This window comes from Caballeronia grimmiae, from assembly GCF_022879615.1.
GTDB classification, from domain to species: domain Bacteria; phylum Pseudomonadota; class Gammaproteobacteria; order Burkholderiales; family Burkholderiaceae; genus Caballeronia; species Caballeronia grimmiae.
Genome location: NZ_CP084271.1, coordinates 1309663 through 1334268, shown reverse-complemented (window position 1 = coordinate 1334268; position 24606 = coordinate 1309663). Strand labels below are relative to the sequence as shown.

Annotated in this window: 22 protein-coding genes; 8 read left to right on the top strand and 14 right to left on the bottom strand. The window is 63.9% G+C overall.

The window, feature by feature from the left end; genetic code table 11:
- Window positions 1–32 precede the first annotated feature (32 nt).
- The 4 genes from LDZ21_RS06315 to LDZ21_RS06300 all read left to right on the top strand — a co-directional run bounded on the left by LDZ21_RS06315 (window position 33) and on the right by LDZ21_RS06300 (window position 3533).
- On the top strand, window positions 33–836 hold the full coding sequence (locus LDZ21_RS06315) for an aldo/keto reductase (protein ID WP_244794652.1): 804 nt from the start codon (window positions 33–35) through the stop codon (window positions 834–836).
- A 162-nt stretch (window positions 837–998) separates the two neighbouring features.
- The gene (locus tag LDZ21_RS06310) at window positions 999–2735 is read left to right on the top strand and encodes a ClcB-like voltage-gated chloride channel protein (protein ID WP_244794651.1); all 1737 of its coding nucleotides are present in this window, start codon (window positions 999–1001) and stop codon (window positions 2733–2735) included.
- A gap of 236 nt (window positions 2736–2971) precedes the next feature.
- Window positions 2972–3238, top strand: coding sequence for a hypothetical protein (locus LDZ21_RS06305; RefSeq protein WP_035966149.1), 267 nt, complete (start codon window positions 2972–2974; stop codon window positions 3236–3238).
- Between the two features lie 49 nt (window positions 3239–3287).
- The gene (locus LDZ21_RS06300; protein WP_244794650.1) at window positions 3288–3533 is read left to right on the top strand and encodes a DUF2795 domain-containing protein; all 246 of its coding nucleotides are present in this window, start codon (window positions 3288–3290) and stop codon (window positions 3531–3533) included.
- Between the two features lie 120 nt (window positions 3534–3653).
- On the opposite strand, the gene LDZ21_RS06295 is transcribed toward LDZ21_RS06300, so the two are convergent.
- On the bottom strand, window positions 3654–6050 hold the full coding sequence (locus LDZ21_RS06295) for an AsmA family protein (protein WP_244794649.1): 2397 nt from the start codon (window positions 6048–6050) through the stop codon (window positions 3654–3656).
- Window positions 6051–6164: 114 nt separating this feature from the next.
- On the opposite strand from LDZ21_RS06295, the gene LDZ21_RS06290 reads away from it, so the two are divergent.
- Window positions 6165–6854 carry an ABC transporter ATP-binding protein gene (locus LDZ21_RS06290; RefSeq protein WP_244794648.1) on the top strand — a complete coding sequence of 230 codons (690 nt, stop codon included), beginning with the start codon at window positions 6165–6167 and terminating at the stop codon, window positions 6852–6854.
- Window positions 6851–7666 carry an ABC transporter permease gene (locus tag LDZ21_RS06285; protein ID WP_244794647.1) on the top strand — a complete coding sequence of 272 codons (816 nt, stop codon included), beginning with the start codon at window positions 6851–6853 and terminating at the stop codon, window positions 7664–7666. Before LDZ21_RS06290 ends, LDZ21_RS06285 begins: the two co-directional genes overlap by 4 nt.
- Here LDZ21_RS06285 and LDZ21_RS06280 read toward each other — a convergent pair whose 3' ends face one another.
- From LDZ21_RS06280 to LDZ21_RS06230, 11 genes are all read right to left on the bottom strand, one after another.
- Window positions 7667–8140 (bottom strand): VOC family protein, encoded by a 474-nt coding sequence (locus tag LDZ21_RS06280; protein ID WP_244794646.1) that lies wholly within the window; start codon window positions 8138–8140, stop codon window positions 7667–7669. It abuts the gene before it with no gap.
- A gap of 40 nt (window positions 8141–8180) precedes the next feature.
- Window positions 8181–8648: a VOC family protein gene (locus tag LDZ21_RS06275; protein ID WP_244794645.1), complete on the bottom strand. Its 468-nt coding sequence runs from the start codon at window positions 8646–8648 to the stop codon at window positions 8181–8183.
- A gap of 101 nt (window positions 8649–8749) precedes the next feature.
- Window positions 8750–10687 (bottom strand): hybrid sensor histidine kinase/response regulator, encoded by a 1938-nt coding sequence (locus tag LDZ21_RS06270; RefSeq protein WP_244794644.1) that lies wholly within the window; start codon window positions 10685–10687, stop codon window positions 8750–8752.
- A 77-nt stretch (window positions 10688–10764) separates the two neighbouring features.
- Complete coding sequence (locus tag LDZ21_RS06265) at window positions 10765–11229, bottom strand: response regulator (RefSeq protein ID WP_035966139.1); 465 nt, start codon at window positions 11227–11229, stop codon at window positions 10765–10767.
- A gap of 18 nt (window positions 11230–11247) precedes the next feature.
- On the bottom strand, window positions 11248–13632 hold the full coding sequence (locus tag LDZ21_RS06260) for an ATP-binding protein (RefSeq protein ID WP_244794643.1): 2385 nt from the start codon (window positions 13630–13632) through the stop codon (window positions 11248–11250).
- The gene (locus tag LDZ21_RS06255; RefSeq protein ID WP_244794642.1) at window positions 13629–14249 is read right to left on the bottom strand and encodes a biliverdin-producing heme oxygenase; all 621 of its coding nucleotides are present in this window, start codon (window positions 14247–14249) and stop codon (window positions 13629–13631) included. The genes LDZ21_RS06260 and LDZ21_RS06255 overlap by 4 nt, the downstream gene beginning before the upstream one ends.
- A 223-nt stretch (window positions 14250–14472) precedes the next feature.
- The gene (locus LDZ21_RS06250) at window positions 14473–14682 is read right to left on the bottom strand and encodes a hypothetical protein (protein ID WP_244794641.1); all 210 of its coding nucleotides are present in this window, start codon (window positions 14680–14682) and stop codon (window positions 14473–14475) included.
- Between the two features lie 47 nt (window positions 14683–14729).
- On the bottom strand, window positions 14730–17510 hold the full coding sequence (ligD, locus tag LDZ21_RS06245) for a DNA ligase D (RefSeq protein ID WP_244794640.1): 2781 nt from the start codon (window positions 17508–17510) through the stop codon (window positions 14730–14732).
- Between the two features lie 51 nt (window positions 17511–17561).
- Complete coding sequence (gene ku, locus LDZ21_RS06240; protein WP_244794779.1) at window positions 17562–18467, bottom strand: non-homologous end joining protein Ku; 906 nt, start codon at window positions 18465–18467, stop codon at window positions 17562–17564.
- Between the two features lie 188 nt (window positions 18468–18655).
- The gene (locus tag LDZ21_RS06235) at window positions 18656–19210 is read right to left on the bottom strand and encodes a DUF6013 family protein (RefSeq protein ID WP_244794639.1); all 555 of its coding nucleotides are present in this window, start codon (window positions 19208–19210) and stop codon (window positions 18656–18658) included.
- Between the two features lie 162 nt (window positions 19211–19372).
- Window positions 19373–20389: a zinc-binding alcohol dehydrogenase family protein gene (locus LDZ21_RS06230; protein WP_244794638.1), complete on the bottom strand. Its 1017-nt coding sequence runs from the start codon at window positions 20387–20389 to the stop codon at window positions 19373–19375.
- Window positions 20390–20493: 104 nt separating this feature from the next.
- On the opposite strand from LDZ21_RS06230, the gene LDZ21_RS06225 reads away from it, so the two are divergent.
- Entirely contained in the window at window positions 20494–21444 is a 951-nt protein-coding gene (locus LDZ21_RS06225; protein WP_244794637.1) for a LysR family transcriptional regulator, read from the top strand.
- Between the two features lie 387 nt (window positions 21445–21831).
- Window positions 21832–22671 carry a phosphoserine phosphatase SerB gene (serB, locus tag LDZ21_RS06220; RefSeq protein WP_244794636.1) on the top strand — a complete coding sequence of 280 codons (840 nt, stop codon included), beginning with the start codon at window positions 21832–21834 and terminating at the stop codon, window positions 22669–22671.
- A gap of 5 nt (window positions 22672–22676) precedes the next feature.
- On the opposite strand, the gene LDZ21_RS06215 is transcribed toward serB, so the two are convergent.
- On the bottom strand, window positions 22677–23870 hold the full coding sequence (locus LDZ21_RS06215; protein WP_244794635.1) for a cystathionine beta-lyase: 1194 nt from the start codon (window positions 23868–23870) through the stop codon (window positions 22677–22679).
- Between the two features lie 56 nt (window positions 23871–23926).
- Window positions 23927–24586: a hypothetical protein gene (locus LDZ21_RS06210; protein WP_244794634.1), complete on the bottom strand. Its 660-nt coding sequence runs from the start codon at window positions 24584–24586 to the stop codon at window positions 23927–23929.
- Between the last annotated feature and the right edge of the window lie 20 nt (window positions 24587–24606).

Below are 24606 nucleotides of genomic sequence, written 5' to 3'. Positions count from 1 at the left end.
CGATGCAAACTCACTCGTCACAAGGAGCCAGAATGGTCGCAACGATTCCATCCTTCGGTCTCGGCACGTTTCGCGTCGATGCCGACAAAACGGTGAACGCAGTCAAGAGCGCCTTGCAGATTGGCTATCGTCACATTGATACCGCTCAGTTCTACAACAACGAAGCCGCCGTTGGTCAGGGCGTCCGGGATTCAGGCATTCCTCGGGACGACGTCTGGGTAACGACGAAGGTCTGGTGGGAGCGGCTCGCGCGCGACAAGCTGATCGCGATTCTGAAGGAGAGTCACGCGCTGCTCGACATCGGGACGATCGATCTTGCGCTCGTGCACTGGCCATCGCCGAACGGCGCGGTGCCGATTGCCGAGACGCTCGCCGCGATGCAGGAAGCAAGGCAACTCGGCCTGATTGGCCACTACGGCGTGTCGAACTTTACGGCGCCGCTACTCGAAGAGGCGCTGAACGCGCCGGGCGGCCGCGAGATCGTGACGAATCAGATCGAAGTAAGCCCGTTCCTCGCGAACCGGGCGCTCGTCGAAGCCACGCAGCGGCTCGGCGTCAAGGTCACGGCCTACATGCCACTCGGCGAAGGCCGCGCGCATAACGATCCGACGATCAAAGCGATCGCCGCCAAACACGGCGCAACACCCGCGCAAGTGACCTTTGCGTGGCTGCTGTCGCGGGACATCGTGGTGCTGTCGGCATCGACGAATGCGGAGCATCAGCAGATCAACTGGGACGCGCAAAAGCTCAAGCTCGAAGCCGACGACATCGCCAAAATCGACGCGCTCGACGAAGGAAAGCGCAACGCGAATCCGCCGTTCGCGCCGAAGTGGTAGCGCGCCGAGAGCGCGGCATCGGCCTGCGCGATGAAGCCCGGCTCGCATCACGAGCCGGGCTTTTTTGTGCGCGCGCCCAGGCTCCACGCGCGCTCCGCAATGCTATCCTTGCGGGCGCTCCATATTCCATTTCCTTCTAAGCTTTTCACGAAAACAGCAAACGTGCTTTCGTTCCTGCTCAAGCTGCGCACGCGCGCCCAACGGCTTTTTCGCCTGTCCGATTCGCACACGATGCTCATCTGGGCCGTCGTGGTCGGGGTGGCCGGCGCGCTTGCGACGACCGTCTTTCGCGAAGGCATCGCGTTCACGCAACGGCTGCTCGGCAATCACTCGGAAGGACTCGTTGCGCTCGCGAACATCCTGCCGTGGCCTGTCCGGGTCGCGCTTCCCGCTGCGGGCGGGCTCGTCGCGGGCTTCTGTCTGATCGCTGCGCGACGCCACACGAAGAAGAACGCGAACACCGACTACATGGAAGCGGTCACCATCGGCGATGGCGCGGTGCCCGTGAGGCAAAGCATCTGGCGCAGCCTGTCGTCCCTGTTCACGATCACGAGCGGCGGCTCGATCGGCCGCGAAGGATCGATGGTGCAGCTTGCCGCGCTGGCGTCGTCGCTGATCGGGCGATGGGTTCATTTCGATCCGCCGCGGTTGCGCCTGCTCGTGGCGTGCGGCGCGGCAGCGGGCATCACGTCGGCCTATAACGCGCCAATCGCGGGAGCGTTCTTCGTCACGGAGATCGTCCTCGGTTCGATGGCGATGGAGAGCTTCGGGCCGGTCGTCGTATCGTCGGTCGTCGCGAATATCACGATGCGCGAGTTCGCCGGGTATCGCCCGCCCTACGAGATGCCGGTGTTTCCGACGATCGCCGGTGTCGAAGTGCTGCTGTTCGTCGTGCTGGGCGTGTTGTGCGGCACGCTCGCGCCGCACTTCTTGCGGCTGCTGGCGGCGTCGAAGAAGCGCTTCTCGCTGCTGCCGCTGCCTTTACCGCTGCGTCTTGCGCTGGGCGGTCTGATCGTCGGCGTCATCTCGATCTGGTGGCCCGAAGTCTGGGGCAACGGCTATGAAGTGGTGAACTCGCTGTTGCATCAGCCGTGGACGTGGACGGCGCTTCTGACCGTGCTGGTGTTCAAGATCATCGCGACAGCCGCGACGACGGGCTCGGGCGCGGTCGGCGGCATCTTCACGCCGACGCTATTCGTCGGCGCGGTGCTGGGCTGCCTGTACGGCATCGCGGTTCATGCGATCTGGCCGAATGCGACCTCCGCGCCCTTCGCCTATGCGATGGTCGGCATGGGCGCGTTCCTCGCCGCCGCAACGCACGCGCCGCTCATGGCGATCCTGATGATCTTCGAGATGACGCTCTCGTATCAGGTCGTGCTGCCGCTGATGCTCTCTTGCGTGGTCGCGTATTTCATTGCGCGTACGTCTGAACAGACGTCGATGTACGAAGTCACGCTGCGCCGCACACGCGATGAGAAAGAGCGCCTGCGCCTCGCCGCGACGCAGATGCGCGAGCTCGTCAAGCCGCCCGATACCGTCGTGCCGCTCACCGCGAACGTGAAGGACATGACGCGCGTATTCCTCGAATATCCGGTGAAGTATCTGTACGTGATCGACGAAGCCGGGCACTTTCGCGGCGTCGTCGCGCTGAAGGACATTACGTCCGATCTGCTCGACGAGCACGATACTGCGAAGAAAACCGCCGCCGATTATCTCCAGCCGCATTTCGATGTGCTGACGCCGGACATGTCGCTCGGCGAGGCGTTGCAGCACTTTCTGGCGTTTCAGGGCGAGCGGCTGCCGGTCGTCGAACGGCAGAGTGAACCGCTTTTGCTCGGCGTCGTGTACAAGACTTCGCTCCTCGACGCATACTTCCGTCTGAACCCGACGACGCGCTGAAACTGCGCAGCCGTGCAATTTCGTGCCGCCTTACCGGTGCGTACGGCAAGTCGCATCGCGCGAATGTCGTTGTGCGCGAGTTCACACGTTACTCGAAGAATGGTCGCGCGACGCCCGCTCGTCGCGCCCGTGCGCCAGGGGTTGCTGAGCCTGCACACGCGAAACGCAAGCGAGCGTGGCATCGGCATAGGCTTTGCTTCGTGCTACTCGCTGCTTACGTGAGGAGGGGTTGCCCGATGAAGACCTCAACGTTGTTGTCGATGGCTCTCGTTTCGGCGTCGTGCTACGCCGCGCCGCTGCATACGAGTTCGTCGGACGGAGCGGTGGCCGTCGCATCGGCGACGCGCGCCGCGTTGCGCCTCAATGCCGCGCCGGTCGCACCGCCTGCGCCCGACATTTCGGCGCAAAGTCTTGATCACGCTCGCTGGCGTCATGTACCTCTGCCGAAGTCGCGCGCACCGACCCGTGGCATGGCGAGCCAGACGATCCAGGTGCAGACCTGAGCGCCTCGCGTGCAGCTCCGTATCTTAATAACATCAACAGGACGCCACGATGACGGATCAGCCATCCCAGGAGCACGGTTTGAACGATGAACCGATCGACGACGAAATCGCGCAGGTATTGCGCCGGGTGACGTACCCCGCCAACAAGGATGCGCTCGTCGATGCGGCGCGCGAAGCAGGCGTCAGCAACGATGTCATTACCATATTCGACGGTCTGCCCGAACAGGATTATAAGGACGCCGATGCAGTCGAGCAGTTGCTCGGCAGCAATGGCGGACCGGGAATCTCGGTTTGAGCGGCTGAACTGGCCATTAGACGCTTCTTGCTAGACACCCCGCTGAACGGATGTTCCGGGCACAGATCGTCAAATAGCGCAGGCGGGACCGCGCTCAGCCCTTCTCAGCATCCGACAGCCTCAACTCCCCCGATACTGCGCCGCACTCGCCCCCACTGGCGCCGCGGGCTTCTTCGTTGACTTTCCCGCTCCCTGCGCGGCGGCGCCGCTCGCCGCCGCATCCGATGACATATACGCCGGCGCTGCCTTCGCCTTCTGCTTCTGGCCCGCCGGCGGCGCGGTCGGCGCCTTGCGGATGTCCGCAAGCATCTGGTTGCAGGGCAGCGGCTTGTTGTTGCTCGGCGCGATAAGCGGAATCAGCGCGGCGAACGGATTGATGAGCCCGAGCCCGACCGCCGCACCGCCTCGGACCGCCAGCGCCCCGACGTTCACGCCGACCTTCGGATCCTTGAACGTGCCCTTGACGTAGAGCGGCGAACGCAGCGAAAACACGCGGAAGCCTTTCGTATGAGGATGGATGTTCAAATCCATGTCCTCGCTCTTCAGGTTGATGTGGCCGTCGACATTGATGACCGCATCGTCGGTATCGAGTGCGAACACGCGCGAATCCAGTACGCCATCCGTCACGACGAAGTCCGCCGCCGCGCAATTGATGTTCACGTCGCGCTTGCCGAAAAGCTTCTCATAGACGACGTTCGCCACGTTCAGGCCCGCCGCTTCCATATACAGCCGGCTCACCGTGCCCTGCGTGACGAGCGCCTTCACTTCGCCATTCGATGTCGCCGCAAGTGTCGCGGGCGAATTGCCGGTCGCGGAAAGCGCCGCATCGCCGTTGATCTCGCCGAGCGCGGACTGCATCGTCTTGTTCGTCGGGAAAAGCTGCTTCAGCTTCAGATGCCGCGCTTCAGCCGAGAACTTGCCCTTCAGCGGCGCAGTGCTGCCGTCCAGGTGAATGTTGGATGCAAACGTCCCGGCCGCGACGCCGAACTTCAACGGTTCCAGCGACAGCACGCCGTTCTTCATGATGACGTGGGTGTAGAGATCGGTGATCGGCAGCTTCGGGTCCTTGATGAGGCGCTGGCCGGTGAACTTCACATCGGCGTCGATGGCCTTCCAGCGATCCGTCTTGAACTCCTCGGTCGGCAACGCCTTCGCGGACGGCTGCTTCTCGGTCTCGCCGCGCTTCGCCTTGCTCGCGTTCGAATCCGCGCCGATGATCGGTGCGAGATCGGAGAACTGCAGCAGATGCGAAACCAGTTCGCCCTGCAGCAGCGGGCGCGGCTTCCTCGCCGCATAGACGAGCGAGCCGTTGATATCGCTGCCGCCTACGCGTCCGGTGAAGTTCTCATAATGGAAGACATTGCCCTCTTCGCGGAACTGCCCGGTCAGGCGGCCCTCCGTCGCGAATGGCGGCGTTTCGGGCAGCGTGACGCCCGTGAACGGATAGAGATGCGCCATGCTGACGGCCTGCACCCAAAGACGCAGATCGAGCGCGGCGAGATGCGCCGGATCGGTGACGGTGCCGACGAATGCAATATGCGTATCGCCGAGACGCACGTCGGCCTGCACGGGGAACGGGCGCTTCGCATCCTGCACGGCGAGCACGCCACCGAGCTTGCCCTCGCCCGACACCTTGCCGCCGTTGTACGTGCCCTTCGCGGTCCAGCCGAACGCGTATGGCGGAACGGGCGGCTTCTCCGCGTTCTTCGTCGTGATGCTTTGCTGCGCCGACGTGCTCGCCGGATTCGGCGCCGAGGCATTCGCCGCCGCGGCCGCCGACGCAGCCGATGCCGCCGACGCTTCAGACGCCGCCGCCGCATCGGCCTGCTTCTCGAGCTTCGCGGCTCCGCCCTTGCCGACCATTTCCGCCGACGACTTCGCCGATGCCGCTTCCTGTTGCTTCATCACTTCGCCGATCGGCACGGCTTGCCCGAGCGTATCGACGACGATATTCATATCCGCCTTCGTCACCTCGTCGCGCACGGCGATCATGCCTTTGGAAAGCGAGATGTCACCGAGCTTCAGGTTCCACGTCGACGGCTCGGTCGACTGCTTGAACTTGAACGTCCAGTTGTTCCGATTGTCCTTGAGCCGCTCGATATCGACGGACGGGTTCACCAGGTTGATCGCAGGAATGACGATATCGTGCGCAAGCAAGGGCAGCACGGCCACCTGGAAGTCGATTTCATCGAGCGTCGCGAAATGCTGTTGGCGCGCCCAGTCGGGATTGGCGATGGTGATCTTCTCGGCCGAGAAGCGCGGCCACGGCACCCAGCGTTTCCAGCCCGTTTCGTTCGGCGGCCGCCGCCAGCCGACCTTCAGATCGCCGGTGATATGGAACTGCCGGCCGATGGCCTGCGTGACCTTGTCATCGACCCAGGGACGCAGACGGTTCCAGTCGAACGTCAGAAAAATGACCACGAGGATCGCAATCAGAATCGCGAGGATGGCGAAGATCCATGCGACGATCTTGCCGACCTTCTTGCCATTTCTCCCGGCGGTTGGGGCTTGCGCCATATCGGCTCCATCCTTTTTTGCTGATTGACGTTGCGCGAGCACAAGCCATGCCCGCTTTATGCGCAACCATCGCGCGTAAGATGACGCCACACTAAAAATTCTCCCATCGAACGAATGCCAAATTCCTCCGTGGCGCTCGTCGCGGCGAACGGGATCGTGCGCCGTGACGCGGCGCGCGGAACGTTGCTGTTGCATCCCACCGACTTCACGCTCGACGCGGGACAGCGCGTGTCGATCACCGGGCCGTCGGGTTCCGGCAAGAGCGTCTTCCTGCGCGCGCTCGCGCTGCTCGATCCATGCGACGAGGGCTTCATCACATGGCGAGGCGAACGCATCGCGCGGACGGGCATTCCGGCGTATCGGCGGCATGTCGCGTATATCGCGCAGCGGCCCGCGATGCTCGATGGCAGCGTCGAGGACAACCTGCGTTACCCGTTCACGCTCAAGGCCTACCGCGATGTTCGCTTCGATCGCGACGCCGCCGCGCGGCTCGCTCATGCGGCCGGGCGCGACGCTGATTTTCTGGACAAACCCGCGAGCGAGCTATCGGGCGGCGAGGCGCAGATCGCCGCGTTCGTGCGCGTGCTGCAACTTGCACCCGACGTGCTCTTGCTCGATGAACCGACCGCCTCGCTCGATCCGGCTTCGGCGCGCGCAATCGAGGCGCTCGTCCGCGACTGGTTCGATGGCGGCGCGCGGGCGTGCGTCTGGGTATCGCACGATATGGAGCAGGCCCGCCGCGTGGCGACGCGGCACCTCACGATGACTGCGGGCCTGCTGACCGATCCGGAGCGCGCGCAATGACGGGCTATCAAAACCTGAGTCTCTTTGATATCGGCCTCGCGGCGGCATTGATCGTCGTAAACGGCGCGCTCTCGGTGGCGCTCAGGCTAGGACTGGAGCGGCGGCTCCTTATTGCAGCGATCCGCACTGTCGTGCAGTTGCTTCTGATCGGCTATGTGCTCGGCTGGGTGTTCGCGTTCAGCCGCTGGACCGTCGTGCTGCCGCTGATGGCCCTCATGACGGTGATCGCCGGCCTCGCGGCGTCGAATCGCGGGCGGCGCACGTATGCGGGCCAGCGCATGGACAGCCTTGTCTCGATATGGGGCAGTTCATGGCTGATCGGCGCGTTCGGCCTGTTCGCGGTGATTCGCATCCATCCGTGGTACGAGCCGCAATACGCGATTCCGATACTCGGCATGATCCTCGGCAATACGCTGACGGGCGTATCGCTCGGCATCGAACGCATGACAGAGGAGCTGACGGCGGGACGCGCAGCCGTCGAGATGTCGCTTGCGCTCGGCGCGACGCGCTGGGAAGCGGCGCAAGGGCCCGCGCGCCAGGCGGTGCGCGCGGGCATGATTCCGACGCTCAACCAGATGGCCGTCGTCGGCCTCGTGAGCCTGCCGGGGATGATGACCGGCCAGGTGCTCGCCGGGCAATCGCCGTTGCAGGCGGTGCGGTATCAGATCGTCATCATGTTTCTGATCGCGGCGGCATCGGGGCTGGGCGTGGTCGCGGCCGTCGTGCTGACTTACCGGCGGCTGTTCTCGCCGGACCACCGGTTCATGTCGAGCAAGCTGATCGAGCGGCAGCGCAAGAACCGGCGCAACTGATCACTCTCCGCGATACGCCCGCTCCAGCGCCGCGATATCCAGCTTGATCATCTCCCGCATCTTCGCCATCGTGCGATTGGCCTTTGCCGGGTCCGGATCCCGAAGCATGCCGATCAACCGGCGAGGCGCGATCTGCCACGTCACGCCGAAGCGGTCCGTCAGCCAGCCGCACGCCATCGCCTGACCGCCGTCGAGCAGTTTGTCCCAGTAGTGGTCGATCTCCGCCTGATCATCGCACTGGATGAACATCGAAATGGCCGGCGTGAACTGGAACTCCGGCCCGCCGTTGAGCGCGAGGAAGGCTTCGCCGTCGAGTTCGAACTCTACGGCAAGCAGGGAGCCGACCGGCCCCGGACTCGCTTCGTTATGCAGCAAGGTGTTGGTGATGCGCGCGTTCCTGAACACGCTGACATAGAAGTCCACGGCCTCCTGCGCAGTGCCGTCGAACCAGAGACAGGGCGAGATCTTGTTCATGCGCTCCTCCTTCGTGATGTTCATCGACAAGCTGCGCGCGTCATTCGCGATGACCGCACGTCGCCTTCTGCATCTCGGCGGGACTGACATCGCGCACATGCGTCGCGACCGACCATTGATGCCCGAACGGATCTTCGAGACGCCCGTAACGATCGCCCCAGAACATTTCGGCAACCGGCATGATCACGCGCGCCCCGGCGGCTTCGGCCTGCTTCACGGTGGCGTCGGCGTCCTCGACATACAGATGGATGATGACCGGCGAGCCCTTGAGCGCCGTCGCGCCGAGCAGGCCGAAGTCGGGATTCTCGTCGACGAGCATCAGCACCGAATCGCCGATCCGGATCATCGCGTGCATCAGCTTCCCGTCGGGACCGGGCAGACGTCCCAGTTCGATCGCGTCGAACGCGCGCTTGTAGAACTCGATGGCCTCGGCCGCGCCCGCGCACACGATGTGCGGGGTCAGCGAGTGCATGTCTTCGGGAATGGCTTTGACGGGGGATTGCGGCATATCGGCTCCGTGACGGGTTGAAGAAACGGTCAAACTACGACGAGCAAGCATGCCGCCAATCGACATCGTTCCGTGCACGGAGCGCAATTTTTCACATAGGTCTATCGCGTGAGTTCATCCGCGAGCGATTGAATCAGTGCCTCGAGCCGCGCAAAGTTGACGGGCTTCGTCAGATGATCGCGAAATCCGGCTTCGCGGCAGCGACGAATGTCCTCGTCCATGCCGTATCCGGTGATCGCCACTGACGGCCGCCCCGGCTGGAGCGTCGTCCATGCCCGCGCGATGTCGAGGCCGCTGCCGTCCGGCAAGCCGATATCGCTCACGAGCAGATCGAAGGTACCGCGCTTCGCGCACGCGAGCGCATCGGCGACGGTCGTCGCGACGGTGATGTCGTGGCCCAGCATATCGAGCACCTCGGCCATCGCCGACGACGTTTGCTCGTTGTCCTCCACGAGCAGCACTCTGAGCGCGCTGCCCGGCTCCTGCTGCGCGGCCTGCGGCAGCGGCGCGGCCTCGTGCGCCGGCTGCACGCGGGCAAGCGGCAGTGTGAGCGTGAAGCGCGCGCCCTGATCGCGGCCATCGCTGTAGGCGGACAACGTGCCGCCGTGCTTCTGTGCGAGCGTGCTCGCGATGGCGAGTCCGAGGCCGAGGCCGCCGAACGAGCGGGTGATCGAATCGTCGGCTTGTTCGAATGCCGAAAAGATGCGCGGCAACGCTTCGGCGCTGATGCCGATACCGCTGTCCGTCACCGACACCGCAATGGTCGCATCGTCCGGATTCCACGCCCGCACCTCGATGCGCCCGCCCGCAGGCGTGAACTTCACCGCGTTCTTCATCAGATTCCAGGCGATCTGCTGCAGCCGCGCGGCATCGCCCGAGACGACGAAGCGCGTCGCGTCGAATTTCGTTTCGAGCGTGAGATTCTTTGCGCGCAGATCGGCTTCGGACATGTCGAGCGCGCTCGTCAGCAGCGTGTCCAGCGCGACGCTCGCGAAATTCAGACTGAGCTTGCCCCGCGCGATGCTCGTGAGGTCGAGCAGATCGTCGATCAGCCGCGCTTCCAGTTCGACGTTGCGGCGGATCAGGTCGAGCGTCGGATGCGCCTCGCGCGGCAGCGGGTGTTTCATCTCCAGCAGACGCACGGCGGCGAGAATCGGCGTGAGCGGCGTGCGCAATTCGTGCGACAACACCGCAAGGAAGTGATCCTTCGCGCGATTCGCGGATTCCGCCTGATCCTTCGCGAGCCGCAGCGCGTCGGCGGCCATGTGGGCGTCGGTCGCGTCGCGCACGATCTTCGAGAAGCCGATGAGTTCGTTCTGCTCGGTGCGGATGGCGGTCGTCACGCCGGACGCGAAGAACGAATGGCCGTCCTTGCGCCATAGCCAGCGATCATCGGAAGCGCTGCCTTCGCGCCGCGCCGTTTCCAGTTCGTTGTCGAACACGCCGGCTTCGCGGTCGTCGTGGCTATAGAAGATGCTCGCCGATTGCCCAAGCACGTCCTGCGGCGGAAAACCGAGAATGCGCTCGGACGCCGCGTTCCAGGTGCGGATACGCCCTTCCGGGTCGAGCGTGATGACGGCGTAGTCCTTGAGCGCGTCGATCAGCAAACGGAAATGCGTTTCCGTTTCGCGCAGCGCCCGTTCCACCGCGATGCGCTGCGCACGCTCCGCGGATTCGCGCATCGCGCGGCGCACGACGGCGGGCAGCCGCTGCAGGCGCTGCTTGAGCACGTAATCGGTCGCGCCGCGTTTGAGCATGTCGACCGCGTGCTCTTCGCCGAGCAGGCCCGACACGAAGATGAACGGCGTATCCGGCGCGCGCTCGCTCGCAATGGAAAGCGCCTCGATGCCGGAGAACGTCGGCATCACGAAATCGGCGAGGATCACGTCGAAGCGCCGGGCTTCGAGTTCGGCGATGAAACTCGCGGAGTCGTAGACGATCGACGCCTCGACGACGTAATCGGCGCGTTCGAGCTGGGCGATGGTCAGCTCCGCATCGAGCGCGTTGTCTTCGACGAGAAGCAGTTGCAGGGGCTGCATGATCTAGGCGGCCTCGCGATTGAGCGGGCGCACGGATGGCACGGATGGCGTCGGGATGGCGGGCATGAGCACAGCGTTCATTGTCCTGCCAGCGGGCGGCGAAAGCGCGTGGAGCCCGGCGGCGGCTCGTTGAGCACGGCCCAGAACACGCCGAGATCGCTGATGGCCTCGACGAATTCCCCGAATTCCACGGGCTTCACCACGTAAGCGTTCACGCCGAGTTCATAGCTGCGGATCAGGTCCTGTTCTTCACGCGACGAAGTCAGCATCACGACCGGGACGCTTTTCAACGCCGCGTTTGTGCGAATCATGTCGAGCACTTCGAGACCGTCGATCTTCGGCAGCTTCAGATCGAGCAGAATCACTGCCGGATTGCCGGGCGTGCGGTCCTTCCAGTCGCCGGCGCTCGTCAGGTAGTCGATGGCTTCCTGACCGTCGCGCGCGACGATCACTTCATTGGCGAGCTGGCTCTTGCCGAGCGCAACGAGGGTCAGCTCGAGGTCGTTCGGATTGTCTTCAACGAGCAGTATGGGTTTGAGCATGGTCTGGTGTTGACTTCGTTACTGACGCTGCGGCGGCGCGGCGGAATACGGACGGGCGGCCTCGCGGCCGGTCAGGCTGCGGAACTCGACCGGGAGGGAGAAGTAGAACACCGCTCCCTCGCCCAGCCGTCCCTCGGCCCACGTGCGCCCTTCGTGCCGCTCGATGATGCGCCGCACGTTGGCGAGTCCGATCCCCGTTCCCTCGAATTCCTCCGCGCGATGCAGCCGCTGGAACACGCCGAACAGCTTGGCCCCGTATTTCATGTCGAAGCCAACGCCGTTATCCCGCACGCCGATGATGTGCTCATCGCCGCTGCGGGCCGCGAATATCTCAATTTTCGCCGATTCTCGCGTTCTCGTATATTTCACCGCGTTCGAAATGAGGTTGCGCAGCGCGAGTTGCAGGAACGCGGCGTCGCCAATGACGCGCGGCAGGTCATGAATGACCCATTCGATGCGCCGCTCGGGCGTGTCGGCCTCGAATTCCTGCACGATCGAACGCACGAGTTGCCCGAGTTCGACCGGCGCGGGGCGCAGCGCCGCACGGCCCATTTGCGAGAAGGTCAGAAGGTCGTCGACGAGCGTGCCCGCGAAACGTGCCGACTCCAGCATGTTGTTCAGAAAACGCCGGCTCTTCTCGGACATGCGCTCGCCTTCCTGCTCGCGCAGCAAGTCTCCGTAGCCGGCGATGTGACGCAGCGGCGCGCGCAAGTCATGCGACACCGAATACGAAAACGCTTCCAGCTCCTTGTTTGCGCGCGCCAGTTCGGTTGCCAGTTCCGCGCGTTCCTCGGCGCGGCGCAGCACGATGTTGAGGAGCGCGCCGCGCAACTCGCTGGCGATTTCCAGCTCGCCCTGACGCCACGACGCGGAATGCCCGCGTACCGTTTCGAGCCACGGGCTGAAGTCCGTGCGCGGCGCGCTCGCGCCGTGCGCACCCCGCAGCTTGACGGGCTCGCCGGCCCACTTGATGGTCTGCATCAGCTCGGGCCGGAACCACAGCAAGTAGTTCCGGAAAATCTGCGACACGGGCACCGCGAGAACGCCGCACGCCTTGTCTTGATGCGTCTTCGCCGGCGGCCATTCGCGCGCGAGCGAATCCGTCGCCCAGACGCCCGACGTGTTTTCCGCGAGCCAGTCGGTGAGCGCGCGCACGGTGTCTTCGTCGGGCGTCGCGCCCATCAGCGTGATCTGATCGTTCATGACGATGGCCGCGCCCGCCGAACGCGCGAAACTCAGCACGTCTTTCGGCACGCCGCGCAGCCCGGCGACGAAACTTTCCTGCTCGCCCATCGCGGCGATCATGCGCGCCATCGTGCGACGCAGTTCGGCGAGATATTCGGCCTCGGCGCGTTCTTCTTTCGCTTCGATCTGCAGCGACAGCATGTTGCCGAGATGCTCGATTGCGAGCCGCGTGCTGAAGGGAACCTCGCGCGGGTCGTGATGGTGACAGGAAATGAGCCCCCACAACTTGCCGCGCACGACGATCGACACCGACATCGACGCGTGCGTGCCCATGTTGCGCATGTATTCCAGATGCACCGGCGAGAAGCTGCGCAGCGCCGCGTAGGTCAGATCGGTGGCGCGGCCCGTGACGGGATTGCGCTCGGGCACGAGGCGCGCGGGGACATAGCCGACGTCCGAGACGAGGCGGATTCGGTTGCGCAGATACAAGGCCCGAGCCTGCGGCGGAATGTCGGACGCCGGAAAAAACTGATGCAGGAACGACGCGTAACTCGCGTCGCGGTCTTCCGCGAGCACGTGACTGCGCCCTTGTGCGTCGAAACTGTAGAGCATCACGCGGCCGAAGCCACTGATCGCCCGCACTTCGCGCACGGCAAGCTCGGCGAGTTCCTGCACCGTCTGCGCATTCTGTAGGCCGCGCGCAAACGTTCGCACCAGCGGATACATCGGCAAGAAGGCGGAATCTCCGGACTGCGTCGCCGCTTCCATCTCGACGATCAGCGCGCCGTCGTGCCGATGGATGGTGACGTCGAGACGAACGGCGCCGCTACGCTGCATGTGGATCGAGCCGACGTAAAGCGGCGAGTCCTCCACTTCCATCGTCGTTGCCGCCTGCATGATGCGCTGTGCGCCCTGCGCATCGACGAGCGCATCGAGCGGCTTGCCGAGCAGCGCGTCGACACTGTCGCCCGTGAGCGCCGCGATGTTTTCGCTCGCCTGCACGATGCGCGGGCCGGCCGCATCGGCGCTGCGTTCGTCGATGACGAGCAGGTAACCGTGCGGCTGGATGCCGCCGGGAATATGGATCGGTTCAGCGGCGCAATCCTCGCCGGCGATGCCCGAATCGAGCGTGCGGCGGCGCGCTTCGGCGTCGGGCGGGCCTGCGCTTTTCGCCTCGCCCTCGTTCGGAGCGCGTCGCGCGCCGGGGTTATCGCTCATGCGGCGGCTCCGGATGACGCCCGCGCTTCCAGCGGCTCCCCGCACAGCCAGGACTGCAGGCTTTCGAAGGTGGCGATGGCCGCGGTGACGGCCGCGTCGTACTGCGCTTCGGGGACCGTGGACACGGCGGTTTCGCGGAAAGCGTTCCACATGCTGCCGGTGCGCGCGCCGTAGCCGTCGAAGTAGCGGTTGCCGATGCCCGGCTGCAGTTGCAGCAAGCGTGCGACATGCGGCGCGATGAAACGTCCGCCGAGCGTCGAGCCTTCCATCACGTACATCGAGCCGAACGCTGCACCGATACCGTCGACGCGCGGCAGGTCGTGGCTGGCATCGGCGAGGAGAAGCGCATCGTGAGCGACGCGCTCGCCCGTCAATGCGGCGAGATCGGCAGCGAGCAGCGGCGTCTTGCGGCGCTCGTCGAAGAACGCGTGCAACGCTGCAGGCATGTGCGCGCCGATCGCATCCTCCCACGGCGCGACATAGCCATAGAAGCGTTGCAGAAGGGCGACGTATTCGTCGCGCTGCAGATCGTCGCGCATCAGATCGAGCGAGTTCTCCAGCCGTGTGTGGCACGCGGCAGTTTCGTTCTTCAGGCGGGACAGAAGGTCATGTTGCATTGTTTGATCGTATCGGCTGCGGCGCCGGCGATACCGCGAAAGGCGTACTGATAGGAAGGGCTTACCGGTCGGACGCGTGTGAGCGTCGCTTGAATCGGTAAAAGCGTGCGGCGTGGCGCGCTTTTCGTGAATAGCGAATCATTCTACGCAACCGGCCGCCGCCATGTCATGCGCAACGCTCGCATCCGGTCCCTCCTCGTGTCGAAAAAATTCACTGGTTGGTTCATTGCTTCGGCTGGCCGTCGCCATCGAGATTGCCGCGCCGGTCGGTGTCGACGAGTCCGCGCTCGATGTCTTCATGCGCCTGCTTGCCGATATCGCGCGGCTCCGCTTCCTCCTGCGACTGCGCGCTTTGATCCGTTTCGTGCGGCAGCGGCGGCTTGGCGGCATCTTCGTCGATTTCGTCCTTGGGCGATTCGTTCGTCGTTTTCATGTCGATGTCCAGAGTTTGCGTTGATGTGTTCAGGTTGACCGACGCCCTTACCCGCCGATACCCAGCCGCTTTTTCATCTGCACGGTGAGCCGCTGACGCGCCTTCGCATAGCCTTCCCACGGATCGGCGGCGAGCGCGTCCATGCGTGCGCGCGCGTTGCCGATGTTCCATTGATCGCCGCTCGTGGTCTCGTCGAGTTCGTCCCAGCGGATGGGCATCGACACGCCCATGCCTGGCCGGGCGCGCAACGAAAACGCGCAGACCGTGCTGGAGCCGCGATTGTTGCGCAGATAGTCGATGAAGATCTTGTCGCGCCGGTTTTGCATGCCCATCTTGGCCGAGAACAGCTTCGGCAGCGTCTTCGCCATATGCTGCGCGACCGCCTGTGAGAACGCCTTCATTTCATCCCAGCCGGCCTGTTTTGCGAGCGGCACGACCACGTGCACGCCCTTGCCGCCGCTCGTCTTGCAGAACGACGTGAGCCCGAGTTCTTGCAGCAAATCGCGCGTGAGTTTCGCGGCTTCGAGCATGCGATCCCAGCCGACGCCCTCGCCCGGATCGAGATCGAACACCATGCGATCCGGCTTCTCGATGTTCGACACTAGCGAGTTCCACGTATGCAATTCGATCGTGCCCATCTGCGCGGTGCCGACGAGCGCCTGCGCCGATTCGACGGTCAACAACGGCGGATGCTCGGGGTCGGCATCCGGATGCTGCGTGATATGCGGAATCGCCAGTCTCGCGCTGTGCTTCTGAAAGAACAGCTCGCCGCTGATATCGTCCGGCGCGCGCACCAGCGACACGGCCCGGTCGTGAAGATGCGGCAACATCCATTCGGCGATCGACGCGTAATACTCGACGACATCGAGCTTCGTGAGGCCAGTGGATTTGTCGATCACCCGATCCGGGTGGCTGATCTTCACGCCTTCGATTTCGCTCGTGTTCGCTTTGGAACGCGTCTTCGGCGCGGGTTTCGCCGGCGCTTCCTTCGCAGCGGATTTGCGCGCCGCCGTCTTGCGCGCTTTAGGCTTTTTAGCCGTGTCTTCCTCGACTTCCGCTTCTACTTTTTTCGCCGATGCTGGCTCTTCCTTCACGATCTGCCGCGCCGGTTTGTCGTCACGCAGACTGACGAACGATGCTTGTCGCACGATGCGCTCCTTGGTCCATTCCGCGAAATTGCATTCAGCCACGAGTTCCGGCTTTACCCAGTGCACGGGCGTCCGGCTGCGCTCCTGCGGCTCGCGCTCGAAAGGCATGCGATCGGTCTCGCGCTTGTCAAGTTCCTTCTTCACCGCGACGAGCGTCGCATGATCGAAGCCGCTGCCGACGCGCCCCGCGTATTGCAGCTTGCCCTTGCCGTCATACACGCCGAGCAGCAGCGCACCGAACTGCCCGCGGCTTCCCGAAGGCTCCGAATAGCCGCACACGACGAACTCCTGCCGCCGCCGACACTTCAGCTTGATCCACGAATTGCTGCGCCCCGATACATACGTGCTGTCGATGCGCTTGCCGATGATCCCTTCCAGCGACATGTCGCAGGCGCTCTTCAACAGATCGTCGGCGCTGAAGGCGAAGTCCTCGGAATAGCGCAGCGCGGCATCGCCGACGGGTTCGACGATCGCCTTCAACAACGCGCGGCGCTGCACGAGCGGCACGTTGCGCAAGTCATAGCCGTTGAGGAAAGGCAGATCGAAGAAGTACACGACGATGCCTTGCGGACGGCCGACATCGAACGCATTCTGCAGCGCCTGAAAATCCGGCAGTCCGCGATCGTCGAGCACGACGGCTTCGCCATCGAGCCAGCCGCTGTCGATATCCAGCTTTTCGAGCGCCTTCACCTGCTTTGGAAACTTGGCGGTCCAGTCGTTGCCGTTGCGCGTGAAGATGCGGATATCGCGCTTGCCGTTCGATTGCTCGATGCGCGCAAGCACGCGATAGCCATCGAACTTGATTTCATAGGTCCATTCGTCGCTGGGTGGCGCGGCGTCGACGAGTGTGGCGAGTTGCGGCTTAAGAAGCGCGGGCAGCTTCGCTTTAGTCGCGCCTTCGATGGCCGGATCATGCGAGAGCGCGCGCAACGATTCTGCATTACGTGTCGCGACGATATCCGGATGCGCGTGACCATCGGCCTTGTCGCTCGCGGCCTTCGCGGCACGCGCAACCGTTCGCCGCGATGCCGGCTGCGCCTTGCGCTCGGTGCGATCGCGCAGCTCGCCGTTCTCCAGCCGCGCGCCGAGCGAATCGGACAACACGCTGCCCGGCTTCTTCAGGAGTACGTCGTATTCGGCTTCGGGACGCGCTTCATTGTCGCGTTCCTTGATGAGAAACCATTGCTCCTTGTCGCCGCTGCCGCGCATGTGACTCCGCACGAGCGTCCAGCCGCCTTGCAGCTTCTCGCCGTCGAGGATGAACTTGAGCTTGCCCTTTTCGTACTCGCGCGCAGCGTCTTCGGGGCCGCCCGTCTGCGGCGCCCACGTCCCGCGATCCCACACGATGACGCTGCCCGCGCCGTAATTGCCCTCGGGAATATCGCCTTCGAACGAGCCGTAATCGATCGGATGATCTTCGACATGCACCGCCAGCCGTTTCACCGATGGATCGAGACTCGGTCCTTTCGGCACCGCCCACGACTTCAGCGTGCCGTCGAGTTCGAGACGAAAGTCATAGTGCAGGCGACGGGCGTCGTGTTCCTGGATGACGAAGGAAAGTGCCTGTTTTACGGGCTTTTTCGTGCGCGACGCCCGGCGCGCGACGGACTTCTGTCCCGATGGCTCCGGCGTCTCATTGAAGCGCCGCATGCGTTGATAGGTTTCGAGCTTGGCCGTCATCGTCGTGAAGGCTCCTTTACCGGTGCTTTCATGGATTGCGGATCATCGCTGTCAGGCTCGCTTGCGACGCGCCGTCTTGCGCGCCGGCCGCGCCGGTTCCTCGCTGGCGTCATCGCCCGAATCGTCTTTCGCTCGCGACGCCTTGCCGCCCTTCGCCGCGCCGCCGCTCTTGAGGCTGCGCTTGAGCAGTTCCGACAGATCGAGGATGTCCGCGCTCGCCTTCTCTTCGCCGCCTTCCTCGAACTTCATCACTTCGGCGATCTTGCCTTCCTTCACCTTCTGGTCGACGAGCTTCATGATGTCGTCGCGGAACGTGTCGTGATACTTCGTCGGGTCCCAGGAATCGCTCATGTCGTCGATGAGGCGCTTGGCCATATCCAGTTCCTTCGGCGTGACGCCTGCTTTCTTCGTGTCCTCATCGGGAAACGTGAACTGGGAGAAATCGCGAACTTCGTCGCCCCAGCGCAAGGTGTTGAGCGCGAGCGCGGGACCGACCGGGATCAGCGCCGCCAGATGCTGCTTGTTATGCAGGACGACGCTGGCAATGCCGACCTTGCCGGTGTCCTTCAATGCGTCGCGCAGCAGCGCATAGACCTTCTCGCCTTTGCGATCGGGCGCGAGGTAGTACGGCGTATCGAGCGACAGGAACGAGATTTCGGGCGCATCGACGAACGAGAGGATATCGACCGTCTGCGTCGACTCGGGATTGGCCGCGCGGATTTCCGCATCGGTCATCACCACATACTTGCCCTTCTCGTATTCGAATCCGCGCACGATGTTGTCGCGCGTGACGTCCTTGCCGGTGTTCTTGTTGATCTGCTTGTAGCCGATGGGATCCATCGAGCGCTTGTCGAGCAGATTGAAGCCGACTTTCTCCGACTGCGTGGCCGGATAAAGTTGCACGGGGACGTGGACCAGCCCGAAGCTGATCGCGCCTTTCCAGATCATGTGCGGCATCGCGGGCACCTCGCTGTCGGAACGGTCGATGATTGCGCCGAACATGGGGATGCGGCGCATTGCGCATCGTGTTGAGTCGCAGGAAGTGTGCCAAGCGTGGCTGTGCTGGTCGAGCCGGGTGGTCGCGTTAACAGACCGTTAGTTGCAGGCTAAGGTTGCATGCAGAATGCACCTCGGTTGTCGTTAGCTCACTTCCGGCTGGCGGTGACGGTCAGCTGTGTACCGTCGTCGAGCGTGACCGTCTTCTTCGAGCCAGTGGACGTGGGCATCGAGAAACGGACGATCTGGCTGAGGTGGTTATCGCCGGGACATTGCAGCGTCTTGCCGCCCACGGTCACCTTGCTCGTCCCCTTCGGCGCGTAAGCGCGGAAACTGAGCTGCACGTTGGCGACGCCGTTATCCGCGATGACCGGCGCAAAGCGAATCTGCACCTGCTTCACGGCCAGGCCTTCCGCGCTGCGCGGCACCGATGCGACCTGCAGACACGCATCCGGTACAGGTTGTGCGCCGTTTGGCGCCGTGCCCTGCCACGTGAAGTCGTCCGTCTGACCGGAGCGAATCGTGCGCGTCTCCTGCTCGTTGCCGAAGTTCTTCGACGCCATCTTGATCGTGTACTTGATCGGGCCGTCGTTGGGCGCTTCGGACAGGACCTTGATGCCGGGCGTCGCGTGAGCCGTCGCGAGCGCGGTCATCGCCAGCATGGCTGCGATAACGCGGCGGCCTTCGTTCGAACGTCGATTCATCCGGCACCTCCGTGACAAGCACTTGATGATGATCCGGCGCGATCGACGCCGAATCGGCTTATAGCGGAGTCAGTCTAGCGCCGCGCGTGTCCGGCCTTTCTCATGGAAAACCCGAGGCAGCCGCGCGGCAAAACGAAGCGCCGGACCGTTTCAAACGCGGCTTCAGAAACCCGTCAGGACCAGCTTGCCGATTGCCCGCCCTTCTTCCAGAAGGCGATGCGCTTCGCGCAAATTGGCCGCATCGATCTTGCCGATGTTCTTGCCGAGCGTCGTGCGGATCGTGCGTGCGTCGATCAGCCGCGCCACTTCGGACAGCAGCTTGTGTTGTTCGATCATGTCAGGCGTCTTGAACATCGCGCGCGTGAACATGAACTCCCAATGAAACGCGGCGCTCTTCGCCTTCAGCAAATCGATGGCAAGCGGCCCCGCGTTTTCGACGATCGTGCAGATGCCGCCTTGCGGCTTCACGACTTCGGCGGCTGCCGGGAAATGCTTGTCGGTGTCGTTGAAAATCAGCACGTAATCGACCTGGCCGATCCCCGCGTCTTTCAGTTGCTTCGGAATGTCCTCGAAGTGATTGACGATGCGATCCGCGCCCAGTTCCTTTGCCCATTTCGCGGATTCCGGCCGCGACGCCGTCGCGATCACATGCAGCTTGGCGACCTGCTTCGCGAGCTGAATGCCGATCGACCCGACCCCGCCCGCGCCGCCGATGATGAGCACGGTCTTGCCCGCGTCCTTGCCTTCGGCGGATACCTTGAGCCGGTCGAACAGCGCTTCCCACGCGGTGATGGTCGTGAGCGGGAGCGCCGCCGCATGCGTGAAATCCAGCGATTTCGGCTTCGCGCCGACGATTCGCTCGTCCACCAGATGGAACTCGCTATTGGCGCCCTGACGCGTGATGTCGCCGGCGTAGTAGACGGGGTCGCCGACCTTGAAGAGCGTGACCTCGGGGCCGACCGCTTCGACCACGCCCGCCGCGTCCCAACCGAGGACGCGCGGCGTTTCCTCCACCTTGTCTTTCGGCGCGCGCACTTTCGTATCGACCGGATTCACTGCGATGGCTTCGACTTTCACGAGCAAGTCGCGCCCTGTAGGTGTGGGTTTGTCCAGCTCGATATCGACGAGCGATTCCGGATTGGAAATCGGCAGATAACGCGTCAGGCCGATGGCTTTCATGATGGCTCCTTGTGTTGAATTCAAACGATGGAGTCATGGTAGCTTGCATGCGGCATGCAAAAAACCGCGATAATCCTTGAAACATTTTTCGGGAAATCCATCGAATGGGCGAGTTCCTGCCCGAAGGCACGCGCGACCGGCTCGATCTGCTGGACGTTGCGCTCTTCGTGCGAGCCGCGGCGCTCGCGAACCTGTCGTCAGCGGCGCGGGAGTTCGGCTTGTCGCCTGCGGTGGCGAGCGCGCGCATCGCGGGACTGGAGCGAATGCTCGGTGCGCGGCTTCTGCACCGGACGACGCGGCGCGTAAGCGTCACGCAGGAAGGCGAAATCTTCGCGACGCATGCGCGCAGCCTGCTCGATGCGGCCGAAGCGGCGCGGGCGTCGGTCGGCCGGGCGCTGGAGCAGCCGCACGGAAGGCTGCGCGTGACGATGCCTTCGTCGCTCGGCCGGCAGCATATTTCGCCGCTCATCCCCGACTTCTTGCGGCAGTATCCGGCCGTCACCGTCGATCTGCGCATGACCGATCAGATCGTCGATGTGGTCGATGAAGGGATCGATCTCGCGGTGCGTATCGGCGCGCTGAAGGATTCGACGCTGGTTGCGCGCAAGCTCGCGAGCAATCGGCGCGTGCTGTGCGCGTCGCCGGCCTATCTGGCGCAACACGGCACGCCGCGCCATCCAGCCGATCTCGCGCAGCACGAATGCGTGATCCTCGCGAACCAGCGCGACTGGAGCTTCGTCACGCCGACTGGCGTCATCGATGTGCGCGTATCCGGCCGGCTTGTGACGGACAACGGCGAAGTAATCCGCGATGCGCTCGCCGCGGGCATCGGCATCGGACTGAAGTCGACATGGAGCGTCGCGCCGCTTCTGGCGAGCGGCGAACTCGTGACCGTGCTCGATGACTATCCGCTCGCGCAGACCGTCGCGATCTGGGCGGTGTATCCAAGCCGCGCGTTCGTGCCGCCGAAGACGCTGGCGTTCATCGAGTTTCTGGCGGGACGGTTTGGGGAGCCGCCTTATTGGGATAGGGAGCCGGGGCGGGTGCAAAGGTAGGGCTGTGAATCGTGCGTTTGCATTCTGCGTGCTGTGTATTGCGTTTGGCGTGCTGCATGCAATTGCTGCCCGGCCGCCGCAACAGCAACCCGCGCCAAAGATGCTGCTACGAAGCGGCTTCGAGAAAAGATCCTGCGGATCAAATGCTGCGTGCTGCATGCAGATCGCTGCGCGTCCGCATTACAGTCAATGAAGCAGCGAAAAAACCGACGCCTGCGATGCCGCTCCATCAACAAGCCACCGCCCCGGCAACGCCAAGCAGCGGCAATCGCATATTGCATGCATCACGCAACATGCAAAACGCAAACCGCCGCTCCAGCAAGCGTTTCAAAAATCCCCGCTGCGCCCCGTACAATAGCCGTCTGCGCAACCTCCGCACCGTCTTCGATGAACCTCGTCATCCAGAGCCCTGCCCCAATCTCCGATTCGCACCTGAAGCCGCTCGCCGCTCTCGCCCGCTCGACCGTAACAGCGCGCATCGACGACACGCTCCTGCGCTTGTCCGATGCCGATCCGCTTCAGCGTCCCGACATCGACGCCTATTGCGGCACGCATGCGCTCGACTACGCGTTCATCGAGCCGCAAGCGCAACTCTCCGATTTCGGCCTGGTCGCGATGGACATGGATTCGACGCTCATCACGATCGAATGCATCGACGAAATTGCGGACTTCTGCGGTCTGAAAGCGGAAGTCGCGGCAATCACCGAAGCGTCGATGCGCGGCGAGATCAAGGACTTCAACGAAAGCCTGACGCGCCGCGTGGCGTTGCTCAAAGGTCTCGACGCGAGCGCACTCGAACGTGTCTACGAAGAACGCCTGCGCCTTTCGCCCGGCGCGGAACGCATGCTGGAAGGCGCACGCGCCGCCGGTCTCAAGACGCTGCTCGTTTCAGGCGGGTTCACGTTCTTCACGGAGCGATTGCAAGCGCGGCTCGGCATCGACTACACGCGGGCGAACACGCTCGAAATCGTGGATGGCAAGCTGACGGGCAAGGTCATCGGCGAAATCGTCAATGCCGATGCCAAAGCGCGCACGCTGCGCGAGACGTGCGAAAAGATTGGCATCGATCCGAAGCGCGCCATCGCGATGGGCGACGGATCAAATGACCTGAAGATGATGGCCGAAGCGGGATTGTCGGTGGCGTTCCGCGCAAAGCCGGTCGTGCGCGAGGCCGCCACCGTCGCCTTCAACTTCGTCGGACTCGACGGCCTGCTGCGCCTGTTCTGAAACGATCAGCCCAGCGCCTTGACGAGCGCCGCCTCGAGATCCGCGCGCAAGTCGGCTTCGTCTTCAAGACCGATATAAAACCGCACCAGCACGCCCTCGTGCGGCCACTGCGACGCCGTGCGCATCGAGCGGACGTTGTAGGGCATCGCGAGGCTGTGCGCGCCGCCCCAGCTCCAGCCGATCGCGAACAATTCGAGCGCCTCGACGAAAGCATCGACCTGAGCGGCGCTATAGCGCCCGTCGAACACGATCGAGAACAGGCCGCCCGCGCCGCCTGAAAAATCGCGCTCGTAGAACGCGTGGCCGGGGCAGTCTTCCAGCGCCGGATGCAGTACCGCCGCCACTTCCGGACGCGTCTTGAGCCAGCGTGCCAGCGCGAGCGCCGAGCGGTCGTGCGCTTCGTAGCGCAGTTTCATCGACGGCAGGCTGCGCAGCACCAGCGATGCATCGTCCGCCGAAACGCCGATACCCATACGCATGCGCGCGCGCTTCAGCTTCTTGTGCAGTTCGACGTCGCGTGTGATCGTCGCGCCCATCAGGATGTCGCTGCCGCCCGACTGATACTTCGTCAGCGCCTGCACCGAAATATCGACGCCATGCTCGAACGGCTTGAACGCGAGCCCCGCTGAATATGTGTTGTCGATGGCCGTTACGATGCCGTGCGCCCGCGCCACGGCGACGATCGCGGGCACGTCCTGCACTTCCATGGTCACCGAGCCTGGCGCTTCCAGCCAGATCAGCTTCGTGTTAGGCCGGATCGAATTGGCAATGCCCGCGCCGGTCATCGGATCGTAATAGGTCACTTCGAGTCCGAAGTCGGCGGCGAGCCAGTCCGCGTGCTCGCGATTCGGCGAGTACGCGTTGTCCGGCACCAGTACGTGATCGCCCGCCTTCACCAGCGCGAAATACACGTTCGATATCGCCGCCAGACCGGAAGGCTGCAAGAGCGCGTGCTCGCCGCCTTCGATCGCCGCGAGGCGTTGCGCGAGCGCGATCGTCGTCGGCGTGCCGTGCAGGCCGTAGCGCCACTTGGAATCGTCGCTCCAGACGAGCGCCCGCATCGTCGCGAGATCGGGAAACACGACCGTCGACGCCCGCGCCACCGGCACCGCAAACGACTCGAAGCCGGGCGTGATGCAATCGTTCGGCTGCACGATGCGGGTTTGCAGGTCGCGGTTCTGGCTGCTTGAATCGGTCATGAATAAAAAGCGATGAGATAAAAAGGACGGGCGGCGCCCGGTTGCATGCAATAAACCTATTCGCCGATGATCACGTTGCTCGTGCCACCGACGGCGTTAGACGGCGGCAGCGGCGGCGCAGGTTCCAGCGAAGGCGCGGCCTGACGCGCCGCGCCGCCGCCAGCAGGCGCGGGCGGCAATTTCACGCCGGCCACGGCAGGCCGCAGGTCGAACGGCTGCGCGTTGGAATCGTCCGGATTCATGCGCTCGCCCGTCACGCTGCCGTCCGCTTCGAACTTGCCAATCCAGTTGCCGGTGATGTGCGTGCCGTCGTTCGATTCTTCGATTTCGAGCGTGTCGCCGTCACGGTCGCCGGCGACGAGAATCACCGAAGGGCTGCCCGCGAAACGGTATTCACCGTGCACGCCGGACGGCTCGTCTGTTTTCGCGCCGAGCTTCATTTCGATCTGCCTGCCGCCGAGCGTGCCGACATAGCGCGGAAAGCGCGCGTACTCCGGATTCGGCGACAGCGGCTTCTGTGGCGGCAAGGCGAGCGTGCGGATGGCGTCGTCCGCGCCGTGGGACTCGCCCTTCGGCGCGACCCCGTTTGCGGCGCTCGACGTATCCGGCGGCATCGGCGAATTGCAGCCCGCGAGCGCGAGCGCAAACGCCAGCGATGCCGCAGCCATCGTCATCGGCCGAACCGGAAAGCCCGGCCGCCTCGTTGCTTCTTTCATGCTTGCTTCCTTCGATACAA

Excerpts from the sequence above, each read along its gene's own strand:
- LDZ21_RS06290 (WP_244794648.1), top strand. The coding sequence starts at position 6,165 with ATGCCAAATTCCTCCGTGGCGCTCGTCGCGGCGAACGGGATCGTGCGC.
- LDZ21_RS06275 (WP_244794645.1), bottom strand. The coding sequence starts at position 8,648 with ATGCCGCAATCCCCCGTCAAAGCCATTCCCGAAGACATGCACTCGCTG.
- LDZ21_RS06255 (WP_244794642.1), bottom strand. The coding sequence starts at position 14,249 with ATGCAACATGACCTTCTGTCCCGCCTGAAGAACGAAACTGCCGCGTGC.
- LDZ21_RS06235 (WP_244794639.1), bottom strand. The coding sequence starts at position 19,210 with ATGAATCGACGTTCGAACGAAGGCCGCCGCGTTATCGCAGCCATGCTG.
- LDZ21_RS06280 (WP_244794646.1), bottom strand. The coding sequence starts at position 8,140 with ATGAACAAGATCTCGCCCTGTCTCTGGTTCGACGGCACTGCGCAGGAG.
- ligD (WP_244794640.1), bottom strand. The coding sequence starts at position 17,510 with ATGACGGCCAAGCTCGAAACCTATCAACGCATGCGGCGCTTCAATGAG.
- ku (WP_244794779.1), bottom strand. The coding sequence starts at position 18,467 with ATGCCGCACATGATCTGGAAAGGCGCGATCAGCTTCGGGCTGGTCCAC.
- LDZ21_RS06215 (WP_244794635.1), bottom strand. The coding sequence starts at position 23,870 with ATGACCGATTCAAGCAGCCAGAACCGCGACCTGCAAACCCGCATCGTG.
- serB (WP_244794636.1), top strand. The coding sequence starts at position 21,832 with ATGAACCTCGTCATCCAGAGCCCTGCCCCAATCTCCGATTCGCACCTG.
- LDZ21_RS06315 (WP_244794652.1), top strand. The coding sequence starts at position 33 with ATGGTCGCAACGATTCCATCCTTCGGTCTCGGCACGTTTCGCGTCGAT.
- LDZ21_RS06285 (WP_244794647.1), top strand. The coding sequence starts at position 6,851 with ATGACGGGCTATCAAAACCTGAGTCTCTTTGATATCGGCCTCGCGGCG.
- LDZ21_RS06300 (WP_244794650.1), top strand. The coding sequence starts at position 3,288 with ATGACGGATCAGCCATCCCAGGAGCACGGTTTGAACGATGAACCGATC.
- LDZ21_RS06210 (WP_244794634.1), bottom strand. The coding sequence starts at position 24,586 with ATGAAAGAAGCAACGAGGCGGCCGGGCTTTCCGGTTCGGCCGATGACG.
- LDZ21_RS06295 (WP_244794649.1), bottom strand. The coding sequence starts at position 6,050 with ATGGCGCAAGCCCCAACCGCCGGGAGAAATGGCAAGAAGGTCGGCAAG.
- LDZ21_RS06225 (WP_244794637.1), top strand. The coding sequence starts at position 20,494 with ATGGGCGAGTTCCTGCCCGAAGGCACGCGCGACCGGCTCGATCTGCTG.
- LDZ21_RS06260 (WP_244794643.1), bottom strand. The coding sequence starts at position 13,632 with ATGAGCGATAACCCCGGCGCGCGACGCGCTCCGAACGAGGGCGAGGCG.
- LDZ21_RS06250 (WP_244794641.1), bottom strand. The coding sequence starts at position 14,682 with ATGAAAACGACGAACGAATCGCCCAAGGACGAAATCGACGAAGATGCC.
- LDZ21_RS06270 (WP_244794644.1), bottom strand. The coding sequence starts at position 10,687 with ATGCAGCCCCTGCAACTGCTTCTCGTCGAAGACAACGCGCTCGATGCG.
- LDZ21_RS06230 (WP_244794638.1), bottom strand. The coding sequence starts at position 20,389 with ATGAAAGCCATCGGCCTGACGCGTTATCTGCCGATTTCCAATCCGGAA.
- LDZ21_RS06305 (WP_035966149.1), top strand. The coding sequence starts at position 2,972 with ATGAAGACCTCAACGTTGTTGTCGATGGCTCTCGTTTCGGCGTCGTGC.
- LDZ21_RS06265 (WP_035966139.1), bottom strand. The coding sequence starts at position 11,229 with ATGCTCAAACCCATACTGCTCGTTGAAGACAATCCGAACGACCTCGAG.